Source organism: Micromonospora sp. DT178, assembly GCF_049841695.1.
Taxonomy (GTDB): domain Bacteria; phylum Actinomycetota; class Actinomycetes; order Mycobacteriales; family Micromonosporaceae; genus Micromonospora.
Genome location: NZ_JBNCKV010000010.1, coordinates 75,244 through 98,653, shown reverse-complemented (window position 1 = coordinate 98,653; position 23,410 = coordinate 75,244). Strand labels below are relative to the sequence as shown.

At 73.9% G+C, this 23,410-nt stretch carries 20 protein-coding genes; 13 read left to right on the top strand and 7 right to left on the bottom strand.

Annotation, left to right across the window (positions count from 1 at the left end; translation table 11 throughout):
- Nucleotides 1–91: 91 nt before the first annotated feature.
- Together ACLQ22_RS19945 and acs are read right to left on the bottom strand one after the other, a co-directional pair.
- The gene (locus tag ACLQ22_RS19945; RefSeq protein WP_425693627.1) at nucleotides 92–2,881 is read right to left on the bottom strand and encodes an immune inhibitor A domain-containing protein; all 2,790 of its coding nucleotides are present in this window, start codon (nucleotides 2,879–2,881) and stop codon (nucleotides 92–94) included.
- A 268-nt stretch (nucleotides 2,882–3,149) separates the two neighbouring features.
- The gene (gene acs / locus ACLQ22_RS19940; RefSeq protein WP_425693626.1) at nucleotides 3,150–5,114 is read right to left on the bottom strand and encodes an acetate--CoA ligase; all 1,965 of its coding nucleotides are present in this window, start codon (nucleotides 5,112–5,114) and stop codon (nucleotides 3,150–3,152) included.
- Between the two features lie 255 nt (nucleotides 5,115–5,369).
- Here acs and ACLQ22_RS19935 point away from each other — a divergent pair, with 255 nt between their 5' ends.
- A complete protein-coding gene (locus tag ACLQ22_RS19935; protein WP_425693625.1) occupies nucleotides 5,370–6,116 on the top strand; it encodes an oxidoreductase in 747 nt (248 codons plus the stop codon).
- Between the two features lie 70 nt (nucleotides 6,117–6,186).
- On the opposite strand, the gene ACLQ22_RS19930 is transcribed toward ACLQ22_RS19935, so the two are convergent.
- The gene (locus ACLQ22_RS19930) at nucleotides 6,187–6,993 is read right to left on the bottom strand and encodes an HAD family hydrolase (protein ID WP_121397056.1); all 807 of its coding nucleotides are present in this window, start codon (nucleotides 6,991–6,993) and stop codon (nucleotides 6,187–6,189) included.
- Nucleotides 6,994–7,848: 855 nt separating this feature from the next.
- On the bottom strand, nucleotides 7,849–8,229 hold the full coding sequence (locus ACLQ22_RS19925) for a VOC family protein (RefSeq protein WP_425693624.1): 381 nt from the start codon (nucleotides 8,227–8,229) through the stop codon (nucleotides 7,849–7,851).
- Nucleotides 8,230–8,472: 243 nt separating this feature from the next.
- Here ACLQ22_RS19925 and ssd point away from each other — a divergent pair, with 243 nt between their 5' ends.
- The 7 genes from ssd to ACLQ22_RS19890 all read left to right on the top strand — a co-directional run bounded on the left by ssd (nucleotide 8,473) and on the right by ACLQ22_RS19890 (nucleotide 14,143).
- Nucleotides 8,473–9,576, top strand: coding sequence for a septum site-determining protein Ssd (gene ssd / locus ACLQ22_RS19920; protein ID WP_425693623.1), 1,104 nt, complete (start codon nucleotides 8,473–8,475; stop codon nucleotides 9,574–9,576).
- Nucleotides 9,573–10,784 carry a TadA family conjugal transfer-associated ATPase gene (locus ACLQ22_RS19915; RefSeq protein ID WP_425693622.1) on the top strand — a complete coding sequence of 404 codons (1,212 nt, stop codon included), beginning with the start codon at nucleotides 9,573–9,575 and terminating at the stop codon, nucleotides 10,782–10,784. The genes ssd and ACLQ22_RS19915 overlap by 4 nt, the downstream gene beginning before the upstream one ends.
- Nucleotides 10,781–12,184 carry a hypothetical protein gene (locus ACLQ22_RS19910; RefSeq protein WP_425693621.1) on the top strand — a complete coding sequence of 468 codons (1,404 nt, stop codon included), beginning with the start codon at nucleotides 10,781–10,783 and terminating at the stop codon, nucleotides 12,182–12,184. The genes ACLQ22_RS19915 and ACLQ22_RS19910 overlap by 4 nt, the downstream gene beginning before the upstream one ends.
- The gene (locus ACLQ22_RS19905; RefSeq protein WP_425693620.1) at nucleotides 12,184–12,972 is read left to right on the top strand and encodes a type II secretion system F family protein; all 789 of its coding nucleotides are present in this window, start codon (nucleotides 12,184–12,186) and stop codon (nucleotides 12,970–12,972) included. Before ACLQ22_RS19910 ends, ACLQ22_RS19905 begins: the two co-directional genes overlap by 1 nt.
- Before the next feature lie 63 nt (nucleotides 12,973–13,035).
- Nucleotides 13,036–13,164 (top strand): DUF4244 domain-containing protein, encoded by a 129-nt coding sequence (locus tag ACLQ22_RS19900; protein WP_208418639.1) that lies wholly within the window; start codon nucleotides 13,036–13,038, stop codon nucleotides 13,162–13,164.
- Nucleotides 13,161–13,589 carry a TadE family type IV pilus minor pilin gene (locus tag ACLQ22_RS19895; protein WP_425693619.1) on the top strand — a complete coding sequence of 143 codons (429 nt, stop codon included), beginning with the start codon at nucleotides 13,161–13,163 and terminating at the stop codon, nucleotides 13,587–13,589. Before ACLQ22_RS19900 ends, ACLQ22_RS19895 begins: the two co-directional genes overlap by 4 nt.
- A gap of 158 nt (nucleotides 13,590–13,747) precedes the next feature.
- Nucleotides 13,748–14,143, top strand: coding sequence for an Rv3654c family TadE-like protein (locus tag ACLQ22_RS19890; protein ID WP_425693766.1), 396 nt, complete (start codon nucleotides 13,748–13,750; stop codon nucleotides 14,141–14,143).
- A gap of 151 nt (nucleotides 14,144–14,294) precedes the next feature.
- Here the strand turns inward: ACLQ22_RS19890 and ACLQ22_RS19885 are convergent, their stop codons facing one another.
- The 3 genes from ACLQ22_RS19885 to ACLQ22_RS19875 all read right to left on the bottom strand — a co-directional run bounded on the left by ACLQ22_RS19885 (nucleotide 14,295) and on the right by ACLQ22_RS19875 (nucleotide 18,403).
- Nucleotides 14,295–14,873 (bottom strand): hypothetical protein, encoded by a 579-nt coding sequence (locus ACLQ22_RS19885; RefSeq protein ID WP_425693618.1) that lies wholly within the window; start codon nucleotides 14,871–14,873, stop codon nucleotides 14,295–14,297.
- Nucleotides 14,874–15,339: 466 nt separating this feature from the next.
- Nucleotides 15,340–15,546: a hypothetical protein gene (locus tag ACLQ22_RS19880; protein WP_121397051.1), complete on the bottom strand. Its 207-nt coding sequence runs from the start codon at nucleotides 15,544–15,546 to the stop codon at nucleotides 15,340–15,342.
- An 88-nt stretch (nucleotides 15,547–15,634) separates the two neighbouring features.
- Nucleotides 15,635–18,403, bottom strand: coding sequence for a DEAD/DEAH box helicase (locus ACLQ22_RS19875; protein ID WP_425693617.1), 2,769 nt, complete (start codon nucleotides 18,401–18,403; stop codon nucleotides 15,635–15,637).
- A gap of 133 nt (nucleotides 18,404–18,536) precedes the next feature.
- On the opposite strand from ACLQ22_RS19875, the gene ACLQ22_RS19870 reads away from it, so the two are divergent.
- The 5 genes from ACLQ22_RS19870 (at nucleotide 18,537) to ACLQ22_RS19850 (ending at nucleotide 23,382) form a co-directional block, all read left to right on the top strand.
- Nucleotides 18,537–18,893: an STAS domain-containing protein gene (locus tag ACLQ22_RS19870; protein ID WP_366641159.1), complete on the top strand. Its 357-nt coding sequence runs from the start codon at nucleotides 18,537–18,539 to the stop codon at nucleotides 18,891–18,893.
- Nucleotides 18,893–19,327, top strand: a complete 435-nt coding sequence (locus tag ACLQ22_RS19865; RefSeq protein ID WP_121397049.1) for an ATP-binding protein — start codon at nucleotides 18,893–18,895, stop codon at nucleotides 19,325–19,327. The genes ACLQ22_RS19870 and ACLQ22_RS19865 overlap by 1 nt, the downstream gene beginning before the upstream one ends.
- A 344-nt stretch (nucleotides 19,328–19,671) precedes the next feature.
- On the top strand, nucleotides 19,672–22,026 hold the full coding sequence (locus ACLQ22_RS19860) for a sodium-translocating pyrophosphatase (protein WP_425693616.1): 2,355 nt from the start codon (nucleotides 19,672–19,674) through the stop codon (nucleotides 22,024–22,026).
- A 112-nt stretch (nucleotides 22,027–22,138) separates the two neighbouring features.
- The gene (locus ACLQ22_RS19855; protein ID WP_121397047.1) at nucleotides 22,139–22,681 is read left to right on the top strand and encodes a hypothetical protein; all 543 of its coding nucleotides are present in this window, start codon (nucleotides 22,139–22,141) and stop codon (nucleotides 22,679–22,681) included.
- Entirely contained in the window at nucleotides 22,672–23,382 is a 711-nt protein-coding gene (locus tag ACLQ22_RS19850) for a hypothetical protein (RefSeq protein WP_425693615.1), read from the top strand. The genes ACLQ22_RS19855 and ACLQ22_RS19850 overlap by 10 nt, the downstream gene beginning before the upstream one ends.
- The last annotated feature ends 28 nt before the right edge of the window (nucleotides 23,383–23,410 follow it).

The following is a 23,410-nucleotide window of genomic DNA, read 5'->3' as shown; positions in this document are numbered from 1 at the left end:
GGGCGGCAGCGCCCGCAACAAGGACGGGGCCCGCCCGGAGCAAGTGTGCTCCGAACGGGCCCCGCCGTGTGTCCCGCAGTTGACCCTCGGGTCAGTTCCTCGCGGGGGTGACGTACACCGTGGCGTACGAGTTGTCCTTCGCGGTGCGCTTGATGGTGATGGTGACGCCGTAGGACACGCCCTGGTCGCCGGGGTTCCCGGTGCCCAGCACGATGCCGCTGCCGAGGCTGACCCCGTAGTAGGACGTCGCCGGCGTACCGTCCGGGTTGGTGACCCGGGTCGTGTACGGCGCGTTGCCCTTCGACGGGATGACCACGGAGGCGTCGCTGTCCCGGGCGTACGGCGAGCCGTTGCGGATCTCGATGCCCGGGTACCAGCCCTTCGCGTCCGTGAAGGTCGGCACCGCCGGCTGGGCGCCGAAGTCGGTGCAGTACTCGCTGTACGGCTCGTCCGCCGCCTCCAGGCACTCCGTGAAGGGGTACGTGGGCTTGAGCGAGAAGGCCGCGTTCGCGGACTGCGGGCGGCTGGGCAGGTTGTCCAGCACCGACGGGTCCTTGACGGCCGCCTCGCCCTTGCGGCGGTACGGGTCGAAGTGCGAGTCGACGATCAGCAGACCGCCCTTGGCGCCGTAGCTGGGCAGCGCGGTCAGCTGCGCCGTCGTGTGGTTGACGTCGCCCAGCGCGGTGTCCCGGTACCAGACCAGCATGCCCGGGGCGTTGTAGGCGACCCGGTCGACCTTCCACGCCTCGTGCGAGTAGATCGTGTCGTAGCCGTACTTCAGGCCCTTGTCGAAGCCGTCGAAGTTGCGCCACTCGGCCAGGTAGTAGTGCGCCTGGGTGGAGGTGCCGCTGTCGATGTGCCAGCCCTGGCCGGTGGTGTCGACGAAGGTGCCGCCGGTCGCCGTCCAGCCGTTGGCCCCGCCCTCGACGTCGTCGCTCCACGTGGTGGTGCCGCCGCCGGTCACCGAGAAGTCGTCGGCGAACCAGCCGCGCTCCGCGAACGCCTCGTCCGTGGCGTAACGGAGCCGGAGCTGCACGGTCTGCCCGGCGTGCGCCGACAGGTCCACATAGTCGTGCCGCCAGCCGTGGGTGTCACCGGTGAGGCCGTACTTCTTGTTGCCGAAGTCCACCATCCGGCCGTTCGGGTCGGCGTAGCCGTCGTTCGTGGTGACGAGCTTGCCGGTCGAGTCGTAGACCTTCTGCTCGCTCCAGGTGGTGCCGCCGTCGGTGGAGAGCTCGACGAAGCCGTAGTCCCAGTCGGCCTCGATGACGAAGTTGTTCCACATCCAGAACTTCGCGTCGGCCGCCGCCGGCACGGCCACCTGACGGGCGATCTTGACGTCCGCCCAGTCCTGGTCGGCGCCGGAGTACCACATGTTCGCGCCGCTGTGCGGCGTGGCCAGCGTGATCACCTTGTTCGGCAGGTCGATCTTGATGCCGTCCTTGGTGCCGCGCGGGGTCCGCGAGGTCTGGCCGAGCTGCACGGAACGCGGGTCGGAGCCGGGCGCGAGGGTCAGCGGGTCAGCCCAGCCGAGCACCCACTTGTCCCACAGGCCCATGTGCGTCGGCAGCGCCTGGAAGATCTCACCCGAGTGCGAGCCCGAGGCCATCAGGTCCCAGAAGTCGACGTCGGAGTCGGCGTTGCCGGAGGTGTCGTAGAGGTCCGGCAGGCCCAGGTCGTGGCCGAACTCGTGGGCGAAGACGCCGACGCCGGCATCCTCCGGCTGCACGATGTAGTTCGAGACCTGCAGGTCGGTGCCGGGGATGGTGTAGCCGCCGGCGATCGACGACGAGTGCGCCCAGATGGCGTACGTGCCCTCGGCGCCGCCGCCGCGGGACTTGCCCTGCCCGGCGTGCACCAGCACCAGGTGGTCGATCACGCCGTCCGGCTCGAAGAGGTTGCCGTCACCGTCGCGGTCGCCCTGGTCCTCGATGTCGTAGTCGGCCCACGGGAAGTTCGGGTCCGTCTTCGCGAGGGTGTCGATCGCGTCGGTGGCCAGCCGGCCCGCGCCCTGCGGGTTGTCCGGGTGGCCGTTCATCGACTGCTGGCGGCCGGGGACCCAGTTGCCGGTCTCGTCCTGGAAGCAGCGCGAGGCCGCGTACCAGCCCTCGGAGTGCGGCACCTTGATCCACGGGCTGGCCTGCCCGTCGACCGTGTACGCGCCCTTGGACATCTCCAGGTACATGTTGTGCATGGTCCGGCCGGCCAGGCTGACGCCCGGCTTGCCGTCCGGCCCGGTCAGGTCCGGGCGGACCCGCTCGGTGATGCCCTCCTTGGTGTAGAGCATCTTGTCGTAGTGGGTGGGCGAGAAGTCCGGCACCCACATCGAGTTGTTGTCCTCGTGCGGCAGGTTCGCCGGGTTGGGGATCTTGTTGTGCAGGGGCCCGTTCTGCACGGAACCGAGGACGCAGCTCCGGTCCTCGAAGACCGTCTTGGGCACCATGACGTCGGTGAAGTCGTCGTTGGCCTGGTCGTTGAACTCCACCAGCAGGGTCAGCAGCTTGGCGGTCTGGGTGCTCGGGGCCTGCTTGATCTGCCGCGGGCTCTTGCCCGTCTTGATCGCCTTGGCCTCGGTCCGTGCGAGCTGCTCGGCCGTGACGGGGTTGCCGCGGGCGTACTTGCGGTCGTAGGCGCGCGCCTCTTCGACCGCCGGGGCGAAGACACCACCCTTGCCCTTGACCTCGCGACCGCTGCTGTCCGGCTGGACGGCCGGCTCGGCGTAGTTGATGTAGTACTCGTCCGCGCCGATCGTGGCTCGGGCGGGACCGGGCTCCGCCGCCGCCGCGCCACCCGTCACGGTCAGTGACGTGGCGGCGAGGGCGATGGCGGGCAGCGCGACGAGCAGGCGTCGACGCGACCCGGATTGCGGATTTCTGTTCATGCCGCTCCGTTTCTCGGGCATGGGGGAGGAGGAGGTCGGCCGGCCCTCCATCGATGTGACGTCCATCGAACCGACCCGACCTGCGTGAACCTAAATCAGAAAACAGGCGAACGACAGGGGTCGACGACTGCCTGTGTCCGTTCAGCTTCTCTCGACTCACCCGACCGACCGATGTGACAGCGCGCATCCGGCCTGGGCCGCACCCGTAAGAAACGACGATGGGTGACGGTCCGCGTGGGACCGCCACCCATCGGGGCGTACGCCTGCGTCAGTCCTCGTCGGACTTGCCGCCGCCCATGCCGGACGAGATCAGGTCCATCACGGACGAGTCCTGGAGCGTGGTGACGTCGCCGAGCGAGCGGTTCTCCGCCACGTCGCGCAGCAGCCGGCGCATGATCTTGCCGGAGCGGGTCTTCGGCAGCTCCGGCACCAGCATGATCTGCCGGGGCTTGGCGATCGGGCCGAGCGTCTTCGCCACGTGGTTGCGCAGCTCGGCGATGAGCTTCTCGCCGGCGTCGCCGGCGATGTCCGTGGTGCCGCGCGGGATGGCGAACGCGACGATGGCCTGCCCGGTGGTCGGGTCGGTCGCGCCGACCACCGCCGCCTCGGCCACCGACGGGTGGGAGACCAGCGCGGACTCCACCTCCGTGGTGGAGATGTTGTGCCCGGACACCAGCATCACGTCGTCGACGCGGCCGAGCAGCCAGACGTGCCCGTCGTCGTCCTTCTTCGCCCCGTCCCCGGCGAAGTACATGCCCTCGAACCGCGACCAGTACGTCTCGATGAACCGGTTGTCGTCGCCCCAGATGGTGCGCAGCATCGACGGCCACGGCTCACGCAGCACCAGGTAGCCACCGCCGCCGTTCGGCACCGACTGCCCCTGGTCGTCGACCACGTCGGCGACGATGCCGGGCAGCGGCGTCATCGCGGAGCCGGGCTTGGTCGCCGTCACGCCCGGCAGCGGCGAGATCATGATCGCGCCGGTCTCGGTCTGCCACCAGGTGTCCACGATGGGCAGCTCACCCCCGCCGACGTGCTGCCGGTACCACATCCACGCCTCGGGGTTGATCGGCTCACCCACGCTGCCCAGCAGCCGCAGCGAGGACAGGTCGTAGCCGGCGGGGATGTCCTCGCCCCACTTCATCATCGTGCGGATGAGCGTCGGCGCCGTGTAGAGGATGCTGACCTTGTACTTGTCGACGATCTCCCAGAACCGGCCCTTGTGCGGGGTGTCCGGGGTGCCCTCGTACATCACCTGGGTGGCGCCGTTGGAGAGCGGGCCGTAGACGATGTAGGAGTGCCCGGTCACCCAGCCGATGTCGGCGGTGCACCAGTAGACGTCGGTCTCCGGCTTCAGGTCGAAGACCGCGTGCGTCGTGTACGACGTCTGGGTCAGGTAGCCGCCGGTGGTGTGCAGGATGCCCTTCGGGCGGGCCGTGGTGCCGCTGGTGTAGAGGATGAACAGCGGGTGCTCGGCGTCGAACGGCTGCGCGGCGTGCTCGGCCGAAGCGGTCTCGACCGTCTCGTGCCACCAGCGGTCCTTGCCCGACCAGGCCACCTCCTCGCCGGTGCGGCGCACCACCAGCACGTGCTCGATCGACGGGCAGTTCGCCACCGCCTCGTCCACGGTCGGCTTCAGCGCCGACGGCTTGCCCCGGCGGTAACCGCCGTCGGCGGTGATCACCACCTTCGCGCTGGCGTCCTGGATCCGGTTGGTCAGCGCGTCGGCGGAGAAGCCGCCGAAGACCACGCTGTGCGTGGCGCCGATCCGCGCGCAGGCCAGCATCGCGACCGCCGCCTCCGGGACCATCGGCAGGTAGATCGCCACCCGGTCGCCGGCGGTGACGCCCAGGTCGGTGAGCGCGTTCGCCGCCTGGCAGGTCAGCCGGTGCAGGTCGGCGTACGTGATGGTCCGGGTGTCGCCCGGCTCGCCCTCCCAGTGGATGGCGACCTTGTCGCCCAGGCCGGCCTCGACGTGCCGGTCCAGGCAGTTGTACGCCACGTTGAGCTGCCCGCCGACGAACCACTTCGCGAACGGCGGCTTCGACCAGTCGAGCACCTGGTCCCACTGGCGCGCCCAGGTCAGCCGCCCGGCCTGCCGCTCCCAGAACGCCAACCGGTCGGCGTCCGCGTCCGCGTACGCGTCGGCGGTGACGTTGGCGTTCGCGGCGAGTTCGGCCGGCGGCGGGAACTGGCGCGTCTCGTTCAGCAGATTGGCCAATGCCTCGCTCATGCCGTGCTCCCTCGTCGCTCGGGTGACCTGCGTCTCTCTAGGGCACGAGGTTAGTCGGGGCGGCCGGCACGGGCGACCGCCGGTCCGGCCGACGCGCGCCGAGCGGCCTCCACCGCGCGCCGGACGGCGACGCGGGCCGCCGCGTCGACGCCATTTGTCCGGGCAGGCCCGCCGCTCGACGGATCGCGGGGTGGCGGTGGTCGCTTCCGGGCGGCTCGTCGGCGGGTCGCGCCGGGCAGTCGATAGCGTGACGGGGTGACCGCTGACCCGCTCGCCCCGCTGCTCGCGCTCGCCGACGTCGCTCCCGCCGTGGAGCGGGCCCGCGAGCGGTTCGACCGGGCCCTGGGGCACCGCGCGCTGCGCCGGCACGGCGGCCAGGTCGCGGCCGAGGTCAGCCTCCGCTCCGCGGTGGCCAGCGCCGCCCTGGAGGGGTACGCCCGCGAGCGCGAGGCCGTCCGCGCCGGGACGGTGACCGAGCCGGTGGTGCAGGGCGCGCTGCGGGTCGCCGGGGCGCTGCCGGGGCTGTCCGAGCTCTGGCCGAAGGCGCCCCGGCAGGCGCTGGCCAGGCTGCACGTGCTCGCCGCCCGCGACGTCGTCGGCGAGGCCGAGCTGGGCCGGCCGGTGGCCGACCCGGTCGTCGCCGCCCGGCTGGACGGGCTGGCGGGGCTCGTCGCCGGCGGCACGAAGGTCTCGCCGCTGGTGCTGGCCGCGGTCGTGCACGGCGAACTGCTGAACCTGCGCCCCTTCGCCGGGCCGTCCGGGGTGGTGGCCCGGGGCGCCGCCCGCCTGGTGCTGCTGTCCAGCGGGCTGGACCCGCGCGGCCTGCTCGCCGTGGACGTGGGTCACCACGAGCGCGAGCCGGAGTACGTCGGCTCAGCCGGCGCCTTCGCCACCGGCACCCCGGACGGGCTGCGCTCCTGGCTGCGCCACTACATGGCGGCGGTGGAGGTCGGCGCCGACCAGCTCACCACGATCGGCGACGAGGTCCTCGCGGCGGCCTGAGCCTGGCGGGCCGCCTCTGGCCTGTCCACGCGTTGCGCGCGGTCGTCGGGCCAAGCGCCGTCCTCGCGGCTCAGGCGGGCGCGGGGGCGGTGCGGGTGCGACGGTGGCGGCCGTACCAGGCGATGCCGATGGCGACGCCCACGCCTACGCCCAGCGCCGCGGCGGCGACCGGGACGGCCGGGCGCTCGCGCAGCCGCCGCCCCAGTGGGATCGGGTGCCGGAACTCCAGCACCGGCCAGGAGTTCTCGACCGCGAGCCTGCGCAGCTGCCGGTCCGGGTTGACCACCGACGGATGGCCGACGCACTCCAGCAGCGGGCGATCGCTGTACGAGTCGGAGTAGGCGTACGAGTCGGCCAGGTCGTAGCCGCGCTCGGCGGCCAGCTCGCCGACCGCGTCGACCTTGCTCGGGCCGGCCGCGTAGAACTCGACCTCGCCGCTGTAGCGGCCGTCCACCACGCCCATCCGGGTGGCGATCACGTCGGTGACCCCGAGCAGCACGCCGATCGGCCGGACCATCTCCTCGCCGGAGGCGGAGACCAGGACGACGTCCCGGCCGGCGGCCTGGTGCTCCTCGATCAGGGCGGCGGCCTCGGCGTACACGTACGGATTGATCAGCTCGTGCAGCGTCTCCGCGACGATCTGGCGGACCTGTTCCACCTGCCAGCCCTTGCAGAGCGCGGCGAGGTAGTCCCTGGTCCTGGCCATGGTCTGCTCGTCGGTGCCGCCCAGCCGGAACATCAGCTGCGCGTACGCCGACTTGACCACGTCACGCCGGGTGATCAGACCGTCCCGGTAGAACGGCCGACCGAACGCCAGGGCGCTCGACTTGGCGATGACGGTCTTGTCCAGATCGAAGAAAGCGGCACTTCGGCCCACGGCGCGAAAGTCTAGCCGGATGGTCTATGGTCGGCGGGTGCCCGGGGCCCGGCGACCCCTCGGACCTGCGGGCCGGCCCTCCGCCACCCTCGCTCATCGTGATGATGGTCACACTCTGCGAACATTATTTCGCAGGGAGTGGAGGCAACACCACTCGACGTATACAGGTTCGCTCAGGCAGACTTGTTGATGCGACGAGTGTTCACATCTCGTACAACTGGCAGACCCTCGGCGGTTGCACCCCCCGTGACCGCTGAGTGGGTTCGGCTCGACCCCCCCGGAGCCGAACCTTCGACGACCCCCGTCTCCCCCCGACGGGGGTCGTCCCTTTCCCCGGGAGCGCTCCGACCCAGGTCACTGGTCGTCTCCATCCCCGTGGAGCCCGATCTTCGAGGGCGAATTCTCGACTGGAGGCAGCAGAGGCTGTAGCCGCCGAAACGCGGGCGGCGTAGTCGTCCGGGTGTGCGTATAACGATTGAGCGTCGTTGACGCCTGCTCGTGGCCCATGACCCGCTGCACCGGCTTCGACCTACCACCACTTCGGGTACCACCTCAGAACCTTCTCCGCAGCTCTGACAACTTCTGTTTCCTGCCCGTCCTCGTTCCCCTCCAGGTCCGCCGTGCGGGAGGACTCGCGCCGGCCGAAACCGTAGGACCACTGGATGGCGAGCATCCCTGCGCCCGTGAGGAGCCAGACTGCGAGACCCCAGTGCAGCCACAGCCCGATGCCCGCTGCGAGGTAGAGCGCCCAGCCGAGGAAAGCCGACAACCTGCGAAGGCGGGCGTAACGATGCCCGGCATCTGCGCGCCGACGGGCCGGCTTGCCGGGCGGCTCTCGGTGTGCCGGCACAGGTGTCACGGCCAGGTTCTGGCCTCGGCGTCGAAGACCTCAGGCGGGCTCTCCACCGGCAGCACGCAGACCAGATGCCCACCGGGTACGCGCAGCACCCGGCACTCCTGCCACTGCGCGACCTGCGTGGCGCCGAGGGCGACCAGGCGAGCGGTCTCGGCCTCGACGTCGTCGGTCTCGAAGTCGAGGTGGAAGCGGGGCTCGTCGTCGACCTCCTGCACGGCGATGACCAGCCCGGGCAGGGCGTCGTGCAGGCCGATGAACTGCGGATACGACGGGTCGGACTCGGTTGGGGCACCCAGGGCTCCCGACCAGAAGGCCACCGCCCGGGCAGCCTCCGCACGAGGGGTGTCGATCAGTACGGCGTACACGCGACTGCGATGCATGCAGCGCAGACTATCGATTCGTACGGCCCGGGCGGGGCCTGCGCCGCCGTCGCCGCGGACTGGGTGATTCCGGAGCTGGAGGCGCGTGCGGCCGGCCGGAGTCCATAGCAGATCGACTCGCCCGGCGGGCGTTGTCCACAGGGCGCGCGGTTGTCCACAGGCTGTGGGGACAGGGCGACGTTCCGGCTGGCGTCGGAGCAGGGTCTCGGGTCAGCAACCCCGAGCCGACCGCTGGAGGCCGCGATGCCACCCCGTACCTCCGTCCCGCCGCACCGGCCCCTGCCGCTGCTCGTCACCTCGGACGGCGACCTGCTCGACGACCTGCTCCGGCTCGCCGCGGCGGGCGGCGTCGAGGTGGAACTCGCCGCCGACCCCGCCGCGGCCCGCACCCGTTGGCTGCCGGCCCCGCTGGTGCTGGTCGGCGCCGACCAGGCCCAGCCCTGCCTGCGGGCACGGCTGCCGCAGCGGCCACGGATGGTGCTGGTCGGGCGGTCCGGGGAGCTCGATCCCGGCTGGCAGGTCGCCGAGCTGATCGGCGCGGAGCACGTGGCGACGCTCCCGGCCGCCGAGCCCTGGCTGGTGGACCGGTTCGCCGAGTGCGGGCCGGAGGGCGTCGAGCGGGGCGGCGCCCGGATCGTCGCGGTCCTGGGCGGGCGCGGCGGCGCCGGGGCGAGCATCCTGGCGGGCGGGCTCGCCGTCACCGCCGCCCGGGCCCGGCTACGCACCCTGCTCGTCGACGCCGACCCGCTCGGCGGCGGGCTCGACCTGGTGCTCGGCTGGGAGCAGTTGGAAGGGCTGCGCTGGCCGGCACTGACCGGCGCCGACGGCCGGGTGGACGCGCCGGCGCTGGTGCGGGCCCTGCCGAGCCGGGGCGACCTGGTGGTCCTCTCCTGGGACCGGGGCGACCTGCTCGCCCTCCCCGCCCAGGCCATGGCGGCGACCGTCGATGCCGCCCGGCGGGGCCGGGACTTCGTGGTGGTGGACCTGCCCCGACAGTTGGACGACGCGGCCGTGACCGCGCTGCAGGCGGCGGACCAGGTCTACGTGGTGGTCCCGGCCGAGCTGCGGGCCACCGCCGCGGCGGCCCGCGTGGTGACGGCGGCCGCCCCGCACTGCGCCGCGATGTCGGTGATCGTGCGCGGTCCGGCACCGGGCCGCCTCGGAGCGGCGGAGGTGGCCCGGGCCCTCGGACTGCCGCTGGCCGGCACGCTGCGCCCGGAACCCGCGCTGGCCCGCGGGCTGGAGCGGGGCGAGGCACCCGCCGCACACGGCCGGGGCCCGCTGGCCGCGCTCTGCCAGCGGATCGTCGCCGAGCTGACCGGCGCGCCGGCGGCAGGTGCGGCATGACCGGGCCGTCCGAGGGCGACACCCTGGCCGCCCGGGTGCGACAGCGCATCGCGGCCGCCGCGGCCCCGGTCACCCCCGCCGCCATCGTGTCGGCCGTACGGGCGGAGCCCACCGCCGCCGTCCTCGGCGACACCGCCGTGCTGCGGATGGCCGACCAGGTGCACGACGACCTGGTGGGAGCCGGTCCGCTCGCCCCGTTGCTGGCCGACCCGGAGGTCACCGACGTGCTCGTCAACGGCGTCCGGGTCTGGGTCGACCGGGGGCGAGGCCTGCACCAGGTCGCGGTGCCGCTCGGCACGGTGGACGACGTACGCCGGCTCGCGCAGCGGCTCACCGCCAGCGCCGGCCGGCGGCTCGACGACGGCTCCCCGTACGCGGACGCCCGGCTTCCCGACGGCACCCGGCTGCACGCTGTGCTGCCGCCGGTGGCGACCGACGGGCCCTACCTGTCCCTGCGTACCTTCCGGCAGCGGCCCTTCACCCTCGACGAGCTGGTGAGCCGGGGGACGGTTCCCCGACCGGTGGCGCCGGTGCTCTCCGCCGTGGTGGCGGCCCGGCTGGCGTACCTGGTGACGGGCGGCACCGGATCCGGCAAGACGACGCTGCTCAACACGCTGCTCGGACTGGTCCCCGCCACCGAACGGATCGTGCTGGTGGAGGATGCGGCGGAGCTGCATCCCCGGCACCCGCACGTCGTCGGGTTGCAGGCGAGGACGGCCAACGTGGAGGGCTCCGGCGCGGTCGGGCTGACCGACCTGGTGCGGCAGGCCCTGCGGATGCGGCCCGACCGGCTGGTGGTCGGCGAGTGCCGGGGCGGAGAGGTGGTCGATCTGCTCGCCGCCCTGAACACCGGCCACGACGGAGGTGCCGGCACCCTGCACGCCAACGCCCCGTCGGACGTGCCGGCGCGGCTGGAGGCCCTCGGGATGCTCGGCGGGCTGCCCCGTCCCGCGCTGCACGCCCAGGTGGCCGCCGCACTCCAGGTGCTGCTCCAGGTGCGCCGCAGCACCGAGGGACGGGTGCTGGAATCGGTCTGCCTGCTCCTGCCGGAGGGCCCGGACCGGCTGGTCACGGCGGTTCCCGCCTGGGTACGCGGGCGTGGGCCCGACCTCGCCGCACCGGCGCTCGCCGAGCTGCTGCGGGAGCGGGGCGTACCGGTTCCGCCGGTCCTGACCGAGCCGTGGCCCGGATCGGAGGGACCCAGGTGACCGCCCCGTACGCGCTGGTGGCGCTGCTCTCGGTCCTGGCGGCGGTGCTGGTGGCCGGGGCGGTGCGTGGTGGCCGGAGCCGGCGGGGCGTGCTGGTCGCCGGCGTCGGCGGGAGCGCGCGTGCCGGCGCGGAGGACCCGCTCGTCGCCTGGATCACCGAGCTGCGCCGGACAGCCGGTCAGGACGCGGACGGCACGGCGGCGCGCATCGCCGGCGGCGTTCCGCGCCCGCAGGCCGTCGACCGCCGCGACCCGCGCGACGAGTCCCGGGTCCGCCTCCGGCAGCCGCCGGCGGGTCCGGACGCCCCGGCCAGCGGTACTCCCGGGGGTGGGCGCGTGCCGGAGGACGGGGCTCGGTGGGCGTCGCGGGACGTGGTCGACCGGTCGCCCTGGCCCTGGCCGGCCGGAGACGACCGTGGCGCTGGGCGAGGAGGAGACGGCGATCCTCGGCTGACGCGACCTGCGGGCCCGGCCCGACCCGTGCGCCACCTGAACTACCGGGACCCGCGCGGGGGCGGAGACCCCGGTCGGGTCGGGCCGCCCGCTCGGCGGGACGCCCGGCGCCCCGGCGGAACGCCCGCCCCGGCGGCTGCCCCGGCGCGCCGGCCCGGCACGGTGACCGATCCGCCCGGCGGAGGCCGGCGACCGAGGTGGCTCCGACCGGACGTACTGGCGGCGTGGCTCCGACCGGACGTACTGGCGGCGTCTCCCAGGCGCACCCTGCTGCTCGCCGCGTCGGCCGGCACCGGAGCCGGCCTGCTGCTGGCCGGTCCGGTCGCGGCGGTGGCCGTCGGCGCCTACGGCACGCTGGCCGCTCGCGCGCTGCTCCGACGCAGGGACGGCCGGTACGCCGTCCGGGCCCGGCGGCACCGGCTGGACCAGCTCTGCGGGCTGGCCGCGGATCTGCGGGCCGGCCTGCCGGTACCGGTCGCCGCCGCGCGCCTCATCCCCGGCCCGACGGGGACCGACCGCGGATCCTCGGGGCGACAAGACGGGTCGGCAGCAGCCGGAAGCCGGGGCCACGGCGACGCGGGGGCCCGCGACGAGCGGGGCGGGGCGGGGCGCCTGGACCGACTGGCCGGCGCGGCCGTACGCCTCGCCGACGAGACGGGCGCGCCGCTGGCGGAGTTGCTGGAGCGGATCGAGGCGGACGCCCGCTCGACCGACCGTGGACTGGCTGCGGCGGAGGCCCAGGCGGCCGGGGCCCGGGCCACCGCTCTACTGCTCGCCGCCCTGCCGCTCGGCGGTATCGGGCTCGGCTACGGCATCGGCGTCGACCCGGTGGCGGTGCTGCTGCACACCCCCGTCGGTGGTGCGTGCGCGGTCGTCGCCATCGCGCTCCAGGTCGCTGGACTGTTCTGGGCCGAGCGGCTCGGCGCGTCGCCGGGACGGGTGAACTGATGCCTCGGACGGCGCTGGCAGTGGGCTTCGTGGCCGCGGCGGCCCTGCTAGTCGCGATGCTCGCGGCGGGCCGGCGGCCCCTGCGCCGGCTGCGCGCGCTGCGCAGGGCGCCGGTCGGCGTGCACCCGGCCGCCCCGCCCCGACGACCGGTCGGTCCGGACGACGACACGACCGACGACGTCCGTCCTCGGCGACGGCCGGACGCCATCCGGGTCGCCGCGGCTCTGGGCGGCGTGGCCGTGGCCGTCATCGTCGGCGGCTGGCCCGGGGTGGTGGCGGCCGTGCCGACGATGCTGCTGCTCGACCGGCTGCTTCGTCGGATCGAGCCGCCGGCCGTGCGGAACCGGCGGCTGCGCGAGGCGGCCGATCTTCCGCTCGCCGCCGACCTGCTGGCGGCGGCGATGCGGGCGGGAGCGCCCGTGGACAGGTCGATCCTGGCCGTGGCCGGGGCGCTCGACGGGCCGCTCGCCGATCGGCTCGCCCGGGTCGGCCGGTTGCTGCGGCTCGGCGGGGGCCCCGAGGAGGCGTGGGCTCCGCTCGCGGCGGTGCCGGGGGCCGAGCGGCTGACGGCCGCCGTGCTGCGCAGCGCCAACAGCGGAGCCGCGCTGGCCGGCGCGCTGACCCGACTCGCCGACGACCTCCGCGCCGACCGGTCCACGGCCGCGGAGGCGGCCGCCCGCCGCGCTGGCGTGCTCATCGTCCTGCCGCTGGGGCTCTGCTTCCTGCCGGCCTTCATTCTCGCCGGCCTGGTGCCGGTGATCGTCGCCGTCCTCGGCGACGTGCTCTGACCATCGTCAAGAAAGGACAAGAACGTGCGCAAACTGCTCGCCCGCCTGCGCGGGGACGCCGGAATGAACACCGCCGAGTACGCCGTCGGCACCCTGGCCGCGGTCGCCTTCGCCGGGATCCTGCTGAAGGTGCTGACCTCGGGAAACGTGCAGTCCGCGTTGACCGCCGTCATCGACCGGGCGCTCAAGTGACCGAGCGCCGGTCGGTCGGCCGTGACCGGGGTTCCTTCACCGCCGAACTGGCGGCCGGCCTGCCGGCGCTCCTGCTGCTCCTGCTCGCCGGACTGTCGACGGTCAACGCCGTCGGCACGAGGGCGGGTTGCCTGCACGCGGCCCGGGAGGCGGCGCTGGCCGCCTCCCGGGGCGCCGACGGGGCGGACGCGGCCAGCCGGGCGGCCCCGCCGGGAGCGGAGGTGACCGTCACCGTCGACGGCCAGCGGGTCGTCGCCACCGTCCGGGCACCCGTACGCGCACTCGGCTCCCGGCTTCCCCGGATCTCCGTGACAGCAACGGCGGTCGCGGCGGTGGAACCCGGTGTCGTGGGGACGGACCCCCTGGGGCCCGGCGCCGCGGAGCCCGCGACCCCGGGCGTCGAGCCGTCGGAGGGCGGACCATGAGCGGGCAGATCAGGCGCGTCGACCGGCAGGGCGGCGGTGGCTCTCACCGGCGGGGCGACGGCGGCCGTGACCGGCGGGGCGACGGCGGCCCTGGTCGGCAGGGCAACGGCGGCCTTGGCCGGCGGGGCGACGGCGGCCCTGACCGGCGGGGCGGCGCGGTGGAGGTGCGGGAGAGCGGGGTGAAGGTGCGGGGGAGCGCGGCGGGGCAGACGGGGGAGCGTGGTGGGGCGACCGTCTGCCTGCTCGCCGTGGGGCTGGCGTTCGTCATGGTCGGGTTGTTCGGTGCCGCCGTCGGCGCGGCCCGGACGGCCCGGCAGCAGGCCCGGGTGGCGGCGGACTTCGGCGCGCTGGCCGGTGCGGGCCAGGCCCTCCTGGGCGAGCCAGCGGCTTGCGGCCGGGCTGCCGAGATCACCGCCGCCAACGGTGGTCGGCTGCTCGCCTGTCGACTCGACGGACTCGACGTCCTGGTGACCGCCGAGGTGGCCGTCACTCCGCTGCCCGGCCTGGCGCGGGTCGCGTCGGCCACCGCCCGCGCCGGCCCGGTCCGCGGTTGAGCGGCAGGCGGCGCCGCTCGACCGGGACCGCCCGGCCGAACATCGCCCTCCACCAGCGTGGCGGGCCAGCCCCGGGCCCGGTCGGCGGCGAGGGCCGCGCAGGACACGACCGGGTCGGGACGACGGAAGCCGGCACCCCGACCCGGACGGATCAGCGTCCCTGGAGGGCGTCGAGGGCGACGGCCATCGCGATCACGAGGCGGCGGTCGACCTGCGGGTTGTGGATCTGGACGACGTACCGGTCGCGTAGGCCCCACTTCTTGATGACGGAGAACACCGGCTGACCGCCGGCGACGAAGTCGAAGTGGTAGGGCAGCCAGGACAGCGAGTCGACGAAGCGGCGCAGCAGCGCCACCGGCATGCTGCGCTCCTGGCCGGTCACCTGCGGCAGGCCGGGCTGCTCGACGTGCCAGGTGGATCGCAGCAGGGACTGGGCGAAGTCCTTGCGGAACAGGCCGATCGGGTTGCCGGCGTGGTCGGTCACGTCGTACGTGGCCCCGAGGTCGAGACGCTGGCGGGCCTTGAAGCCGAGCAGGGGCTGCTGCTTCGAGTCGTCGGTGTAGATCGTCACCTGCTCCTTGAAGGCGAGCCGCTTCTGCTGGGCGAACGCCAGCAGGCCACCTTCGGAGCCGTCCGGTGCCACGGCGTGGACCTCGTACTGGTTGACCATCATCCGGAGCCGTTGCCGGATGTGGAACTGCTGCTGGGCCTGCAAGTTGTCGAGTTGCATGGATTCTCCTTCGAGGGGTCGCCGGAGTGTCGCACAGCTTCATCCGTGCCGCCGCCGACAGGTCACGCGTCCCTCCCCGCAGGCTACGCGGCCCGACCTGCCAGAACACGTCGGTTCCGGTGGCCCTGCCGCCCTCTCCCGTGCCCTGTCGCGCTGCCGGACCCGCTACCCTGCCGGCCCGGCCCGGCGCCGTCCGACCGGCGCTACCGTGCCGGCCCGGCGGCGCTGTCCGACCGGCAACCCTTGCATCGGCCCGCGCCTCGCCACGGCCGATCCTTCCTCGACCGGCAACTTGGCCAACCCGGGACCCTGTCGCGACCCCAACCCTTCTGGCGATGGCAACCTCTGCCGCCCCTGCAGCCCCGTCGCGACCCCACAGCGCCGCCACGACCGCAGTCCCGCCAGACCTCAGTTTCGCCGCGACCCGCAGCCCCGCTCCGGCAGTGCCGTGCCGTGCGGAGCGGGGTCACCGGCCTCCGTCGACGGTGGCCTTGAGCGCCCACGCGTTGAGGACCTGGTGGATGCTGCGCAGCCGCTCGTTGATCTGTTCCAGGCGCTCGGCCTGCGCCAGGCTCGCGAGCGCGGTGCCCAGGGCGATCTGCTGGTCGGGAGTGAGTTTCTCCTGGTCGATCGTGTAGAGCAGGTCGACGGTCTCGGCGATGGTGTCGGCCACGACTCCTCCTTCGACGGGAAACGCGGCAAGAATCCGCGAGCAGTGATGGAAGCGCTCCCACGTATTCGTTGCCCCGAGAGAAGGGGTTCTATGCCTGCTTTCCACCACCCGGAACGGGGGCTTCCCCCGAACCGGTCTCCACCACCCGGGACGGGGAGCCACCCGGACCCCCGGGGCCGCCCGCGGCGACGTCGTCCGGAGCGACGCGTTCCCCCGGAACCGGAGGGCCGCCCGGCAGGACGGTGCCTCGAACCGCACGGCGGCCCGGGACCGCGGCATCGCCACCGGACGAACCGCCGGACTGAACGTCGGGCGAGCCGCCGGACGGAACGCCGGATGAACCGCCGGATGAACCGCCGGACGGAACGTCGGGCGAGTCGCTGGAGGAGCTGCCAGACGAGCCGCCGGACGGGGCGCCGGACAAGTCGTTGGAGGAACCGCCGGACGAGTCGCCGGACGGGCGGGGGGCCGGTACGCCGTCGGGCAGGTTGGCGAGCACCACGTCCAGCACCCTGACCGCGTCCGGCTTGGAGAGCGGGTTGTTGCCGTTGCCGCACTTCGGGGACTGCACGCAGGACGGGCAGCCCGCCTCGCAGCCGCACTCCGCGATCGCGTCGCGGGTGGCCCGCAGCCAGGCCGCCGCCGTCCCGTACGCGCGTTCGGCGAAGCCCGCCCCACCCGGGTGCCCGTCGTAGACGAAGACCGTCGGGGCCTCGGTGTCCGGGTGCACCGCCGTGGAGAGCCCGCCGATGTCCCAGCGGTCGCAGGTCGCGGTGAGCGGCAGCAGACCGATCGCGGCGTGCTCGGCGGCGTGCAGCGCGCCCGGCACGTCGGCGGGTTCCACCCCGGCGGCCGTCAGGGACTGCGGCGACAGGGTGAACCAGACCGCGACCGTACGCAGTTCCCGGGCCGGCAGGTCCAGCGGGCGGGTGTCGATGACCTCGCCGGTGGCGATCCGTCGCCGCTGGTACGACACCACCTGGCTGGTCACGTCGACCTCGCCGAGGAAGAGCCCGACGGGGCCGGCGTCCACGTACGAGCGGACCGACACCACCGACAGCGAGGTGACGTCGCGGGCGTGGGTGGACCAGTCCGGCTCCTCGGGGTGCACGAGCGCGCACCCGTCGGCCAGGTCGAGCGAGTCGACCACGTACGAGACGCCCTGGTGCAGGTAGACCGCGCCGGGGTGGAGCAGGAAGTGCGACGAGCCGCCGTCGACGGTGCCGAGCAGCCGCCCGGTCGCCGCCTCGACCACGCAGACCGGCGCGCCGCCCTCGCCGCGCAGGTCCACCTCCGGCCGCTCCCGGTGCCGCCAGTACCAGCCGGTCGGCCGCTGCCGCAGCGCCCCCGCCGCCACCAGTTGGTCCACCGCCTCCTTCGCCCCGTCACCGAAGAGTGCCAGGTCGTCGGCGGTCAGCGGCGCCTCGACCGCCGCGCAGGCGAGCTGCGGCGCCAGCACGTACGGGTTGGCCGGGTCGAGCACGGTCGCCTCCACCGGCCGCCCGAACACCGCCTCGGGATGGTGCACGAGATAGGTGTCCAGCGGGTCGTCCCGGGCGACCAGCACGGCGAGCGCCTCCTGCCCGGAGCGCCCCGCCCGGCCGGCCTGCTGCCACAGGGAGGCCCGGGTGCCCGGGTAGCCGCAGATCAGCACCGCGTCGAGGCCGACCAGGTCGACGCCCAGCTCCAGCGCGTTGGTCGAGGCCAGCCCGAGCAGGTCGCCGTGCAGCAGCGCCCGTTCCAGTTCGCGTCGCTCCTCGCGCAGGTAGCCGGCCCGGTAGGCGGCCACCCGGTCGCCGAGCCCGGGCACCGCCTCGTCGAGGGACCGGCGGGCGTTCGCGGCGACCACCTCGGCGCCGCGCCGGGAGCGTACGAAGGCCAGCGTGCGTACCCCCTCGGCGACCGTGTCGGCGAGCAGGTCGGCCGTCTCCCGCAGCGCCGAGCGGCGGACCTGCGTGAGGTCCGCCTGCTGGTCGGCGGCGGAGTCCGGCGGCAGCAGCGGTGGCTCCCAGAGCGCGAACGTCACCCCGCCGCGCGGCGAGGTGTCCTCGGTGACGGCGGTGACGGGCAGCCCGGTGAGCCGCCCGGCCGCCGTCGCCGGGTCGCCGGAGGTGGCCGAGGCCAGTACGAAGACGGGCGTGCTCCGGAACCGGGCGCACTGCCGCCGCAGCCGGCGCAGCACGTGCGCGACGTGCGAGCCGAAGACCCCCCGGTAGGTGTGGCACTCGTCGATCACCACGTACGTGAGCCGGCGCAGGAAACCGGACCACTGGGCGTGCCCGGGCAGGATGCCGTGGTGCAGCATGTCCGGGTTGGTCAGCACGAACCGGGAGTGCTTCCGGATCCACTCCCGCTCGGTGCGCGGGGTGTCCCCGTCGTAGCAGGCGGGGCGTACCCCCTCCAGTTCCAGCGCGGCGACGGCGCGCAACTGGTCGGCGGCGAGCGCCTTCGTCGGCGCCAGGTAGAGCACGGTGGCCCGGGGGTCGGCGAGCAGGGTGGCCAGCGCGGGAAGCTGGTAGGCCAGGGACTTGCCGGACGCCGTGCCGGTGGCCACCACCACGTGCCGGCCGTCGTACGCCAGGGTGGCCGCCTCCGCCTGGTGCCGCCAGGGCGCGACCACGCCGCGCCGGGCGAACGCCGCGCGCAGTTCCTCCGGTGCCCAGTCCGGCCACGGGGCGGGCTCGCCGGGCCGTGCCGGCACCCGCTCGACGTGGGTGACCGGGTCGGCGCCGGTGCGGGCGCGCAGCCGGCCCAGCAGGTCGGCCGGCGCTCGCCCGGGCCCGCCACCTGCGACTACGGTGGCTGCGGACGACGGCCCCGGGTTGCGGCGCGCCGGTTCGGAGGTCACGTCCTGCACTCTCGCACTGGTGTTCGGAGATGGAAAGCGGGGGGCGGGGGTAAGGGAAGGCCTCCGCCGGTGAGCAGAGCCGGTATCCGGCGGGGATGGTTAGATGCCCAGGAGAGTTTACGGCTCTTGCGAGGGAGGACCGATGGAGCTGTCGCTGGCGACCCGCACCGTGGGCGAGCACACGGTGCTCGAGGTCGGCGGTGAGGTGGACGTCTACACCGCGCCCCGGCTACGGGAGCGGCTCCTCGAGCTGATCGACGGCGGGGCCCGCCACGTCGTGGTCGACCTGGGCCGGGTGGACTTCCTCGACTCCACAGGGCTGGGCGTGCTGGTCGGCGCGCTCAAGCGGCTGCGCGCGGCCGGCGGCTCGTTCGCCCTGGTCTGCGACAAGGAGCCGCTGCTCAAGATCTTCCGGATCACCGCCCTCGACCAGGTCTTCCCGCTGCATCCCACGGTCGATGCGGCGATCGGCACCGACCCGGCCGGCACCGGCGTCTGATGGCCACGGTCAAGCTCTCCTTCTCGCCGGCCCCGGTGCACGTGCGCACCGCGCGCCTGGTCGGCGTGGCGGTCGCCCGGCGGGCCGGGGTCCGCGAGGAGCTGCTCGACGAGGTGCGGCTGGCCATCGGTGAGGCGTGCACCCGCGCGGTCGCCCTGCACCGCCAGTACGGCGTGTCCGAGCCCGTGCTCGTCGAGATGTCCGACACGGGGGCGTACGCGGTGCGCGTCGTCGACCGCGCGCCGATCGAGGCGGGTCTCGGCCTGGCCGCGCTGAACGCCGACCAGCTCGCCAACGAGTCGCTCAACGAGGACGACCTCACCACCGGCGTCGGCTTCGCGCTGCTGGCCGGTTTCGTCGAGGACCTCCAGGTCCGCCCCGTCGACGAGGGCATCGGCACCGAGGTGCGGATGGTCTGGCCCGTCGGCCGCTGAGCTGATCTTCCACCGCCCTCGCCGAGGGCGTCGTACGCCGTGAGAGGCCGCGTCCTACCGGGACGCGGCCTCTTCGGCATGGATGGGTTCCTATATCAGATTTTTCCTCATAACACAGCGACGAAGATCATCGCGGCGCGGTGCCCCCTCGATGTGACCTCCAACACTGTGGAGGGCTACAGTACGCGAGTTGTCAGCAAGTGATCCATCCCGCACCCAGCGCGAACTGTCGTTCCCCGCTGGTCCGTTCGGGGTGGGTGGCGCGCGCTTGCGACTCCGCATCCAGGCGCCGGGTCGGTGCGTCTCCACCGGCCGGCGCGAGCGTTCGGTACAGGAGGACACAGATGTCCGACACCTTGGCCGCCGAGGGCGGCGGGATCTCCCTCACCGGAAACAACGTCACGTACGTCGTCATCGCCGCGGTCATCGCGCTGGTGGCGCTCGCCTTCGCCGGCGCGCTGACGAAGGCCGTGCTGGCCGCCGGCAAGGGCACCAACAAAATGCAGGAGATCTCCGGCGCGGTCCAGGAGGGCGCCTCGGCCTACCTGCTCCGGCAGTTCCGGACCCTGGCGATCTTCGTGGTCATCGCCGTGGTGCTGCTCTTCCTGCTGCCGGTGCACGGCACCGACGGCAGCGAGATGGCCGTGAAGATCGGCCGGTCCGTCTTCTTCGTCGTGGGCGCGCTGTTCAGCGCGTTCATCGGCGGCGCGGGCATGTGGCTGGCCACCCGGGCCAACCTGCGGGTCGCCGCCGCCGCCCGGGAGCGCGAGGGCGGCCGGGAGGCCGCGATGAAGATCGCCTTCCGTACGGGTGGCGTGGTCGGCTTCCTCACCGTCGGCCTCGGCCTCTTCGGCGCCGCGCTGGTCGTGCTGTTCTACCGCAGCGACGCGCCGACCGTGCTGGAGGGCTTCGGCTTCGGCGCCGCGCTGCTCGCCATGTTCATGCGGGTCGGCGGCGGCATCTTCACCAAGGCCGCCGACGTCGGCGCCGACCTGGTCGGCAAGGTCGAGCAGGGCATCCCCGAGGACGACCCGCGCAACGCCGCCACGATCGCCGACAACGTGGGCGACAACGTGGGTGACTGCGCCGGCATGGCCGCCGACCTCTTCGAGTCGTACGCGGTCACCCTGGTCGCCGCGCTGATCCTCGGCCGCGCCGCCTTCGGCGAGCAGGGCCTGGTCTTCCCGCTGATCGTCTCCACCATCGGTGTGCTCGTCGCGATCGTCGGCGTCTTCATCACCCGGCTGCGCGCCTCGGACCGCAACGGCCTGACCGCGATCAACCGGGCCTTCTACATCTCGGCGGTGCTCTCCGCGGTGCTGGTGGCGATCGCCACGTACGCGTACCTGCCGGCCACCTTCGCCGAGCTGGAGGGCGGGCTGACCGACGTCAGCGAGAACCCGCGCACGGTCGCCATCGGCGCGGTCGTCATCGGCATCGTGCTGGCGGCGGCGATCCAGGCGCTGACCGGCTACTTCACCGAGACCAACCGGCGCCCGGTGCAGGACATCGGCAAGAGCTCCCAGACGGGCGCCGCCACCGTCATCCTCGCCGGCATCAGCGTCGGCCTGGAGTCGGCGGTCTACTCGGCGCTGCTGATCGGCGCCGGCGTGTTCGGCGCGTTCCTGCTCGGCGGCAGCTCCATCACGCTCTCGCTGTTCGCCGTGGCGATGGCCGGCACCGGCCTGCTCACCACGGTCGGCGTGATCGTCGCGATGGACACCTTCGGCCCGATCTCCGACAACGCCCAGGGCGTGGCGGAGATGTCCGGCGACATCGACGAGCACGGCGCCCGGACGCTCACCGAGTTGGACGCGGTCGGCAACACCACCAAGGCGATCACCAAGGGCATCGCGATCGCCACGGCGGTGCTCGCCGCGACGGCGCTGTTCGGCTCGTACACCGACACGCTGCGCACCGCGTACGCGGACGCCGGGGTGGGCGACGTCGGTGCCGAGATCCTCAACTCGCTGAACGTGGCGAACCCGCGCAACCTGGTCGGCCTGATCATCGGCGCGGCGGTGGTGTTCCTCTTCTCCGGCCTGGCCATCAACGCGGTCTCCCGCTCGGCGGGCGCGGTCGTGATGGAGGTACGCCGGCAGTTCCGCGAGCTGCCCGGCATCATGGACGGCACCCAGCGCCCCGAGTACGGCAAGGTCGTCGACATCTGCACCCGGGACGCGCAGCGCGAGCTGATGACCCCCGGTCTGCTCGCCATCCTCGCGCCGATCGCGGTGGGCTTCGGCCTCGGGCCGGGCGCGCTGGCCGCGTACCTGGCGGGTGCGATCGGCGCCGGCACGCTGATGGCGGTCTTCCTGTCGAACTCCGGCGGCGCGTGGGACAACGCCAAGAAGCTCGTCGAGGACGGCGCGTACGGCGGCAAGGGCTCCGAGTCGCACGCCGCCACGGTCATCGGCGACACCGTCGGCGACCCGTTCAAGGACACCGCCGGCCCGGCGATCAACCCGCTGATCAAGGTGATGAACCTGGTCTCGCTGCTGATCGCGCCGGCCGTGGTGGCCTGGAGCGTGGGCGACGAGCGGAACACCGCCCTGCGGGTGGGGATCGCCGTGGTGGCGACGCTGATCATCGCCGCGGCGGTGGTGTTCAGCAAGCGCAAGGGCGTGGCGATGTCCGACTCCGACTCCGGCAGCGGCGCGGGCAGCCCGGACCAGCGGCCGGAGACGGTCAACGCCTGATCCGTCCGGCATCCCGGTCCCCGGTCGGCCCGCGCGGCCGGCCGGGGACCACCCGTACAGCCGGCAAACCTGTCCGGTGCCCGGACTCGACAGAGGCCGTACGCTGCAACGCATGCGCACGTGCCGGGCGGCAGCCGCCGGAAAGCTCACGGTGGTCCTGGCCACGCTCGTACTCGTGCTGGCCGGCTGCGGCGGCGGCCCCAGCCCGCGGGCGTGGGCGGCGTCGGTCTGCTCCGCGCTCACCCCGTGGCGGGCCGAGATCAGCAAGCTGACCAGCAGCACCGACCAGCAGATGACCGCCCAGACCACCCCGGCGCAGGCGAAGGAGAACCTGGTGCGGCTCTTCGGCGGCGCGGAGCAGGCCAGCGAGACCGCCCGACGCAAGGTCGAGGAGGCCGGCATCCCCGACGCCGAGCAGGGCGAGGAGGTCTCGGCGGGCTTCCGGGCCTCGCTGGCGAAGGTGCGCGACGCGTACGGCAGGGCCCGCGACACCATCGACGGGCTGGGCACCGGCCAGCCCACCGTCTTCTACGACGGCGTCCGGGCCGCCGTGGACACCCTGAACAAGGAGTACGACGCCAGCGCGCTCGACACCAGCCGGCTCAACTCCGAGGAGTTGAAACGCGCCTTCGACGAGGTGCCGGAGTGTCGCTGAGCGGGACCGGTGACCCGTCGGGCGGCGAAGCGCTGCCGGTGCTCTTCCCGGCGCCCGCGGACCGGGTCGCGCCGGTCGCCCGCCGAACCGCCCCGCCCCCGCCGGCCGACGCCGACGAGTCCGCCCGGCAGCTGACCTTCTTCGGCGCGGAGGCGGCGGATCCGTCCGTCGCCGATCTCGCCGGGCTGCTGGCCGGCCCGGGCGAGGCGGTCCGGATGGGTGGCACGGCCCGGCTCTCGGTCGTGGTCGACGCGGCCTGGCGGGTGCACGTCCTCGTCGCCGAGCTGGCGCTGCGCGGGGTGGCGGCCACCTGGGAGGCGACCACCGACGGGCGGCACGCGGTGCGCACCTCGTACGCCCGCTCGCTGAAGCCGCTCGCGGTGGCCTGGCTGCGCGGTGCGGGCAAGCGGCCGCCCGCCGGCTTCCACCTCAACGGGCGGCGGCTGCGGCTCTGGCTCGCCGCGGCGGGGGCCGCCGAGCCGTCCGGCTTCCTGCTCCGGCTCGGCGCCGCCGACGAGGAGTGCTGGGCGCCGGTCGGCGGGGCGCTCGACGCGGTCGGCCTCTCCGGGGCGCTGCTCGGCCCCGGCGAGGGCGGGCCCGCGTACCGGATCACCGGCCGGCGGCGGCTCGCCCGCCTGGCCGAGCTGGTCGGCGACCCGCCGCCCGCCGCCCCCGCGACGGAGTGGCCGGCCCGCTCCTGACCGCCCGGCGGCGCCCGCCCCGTCGAGC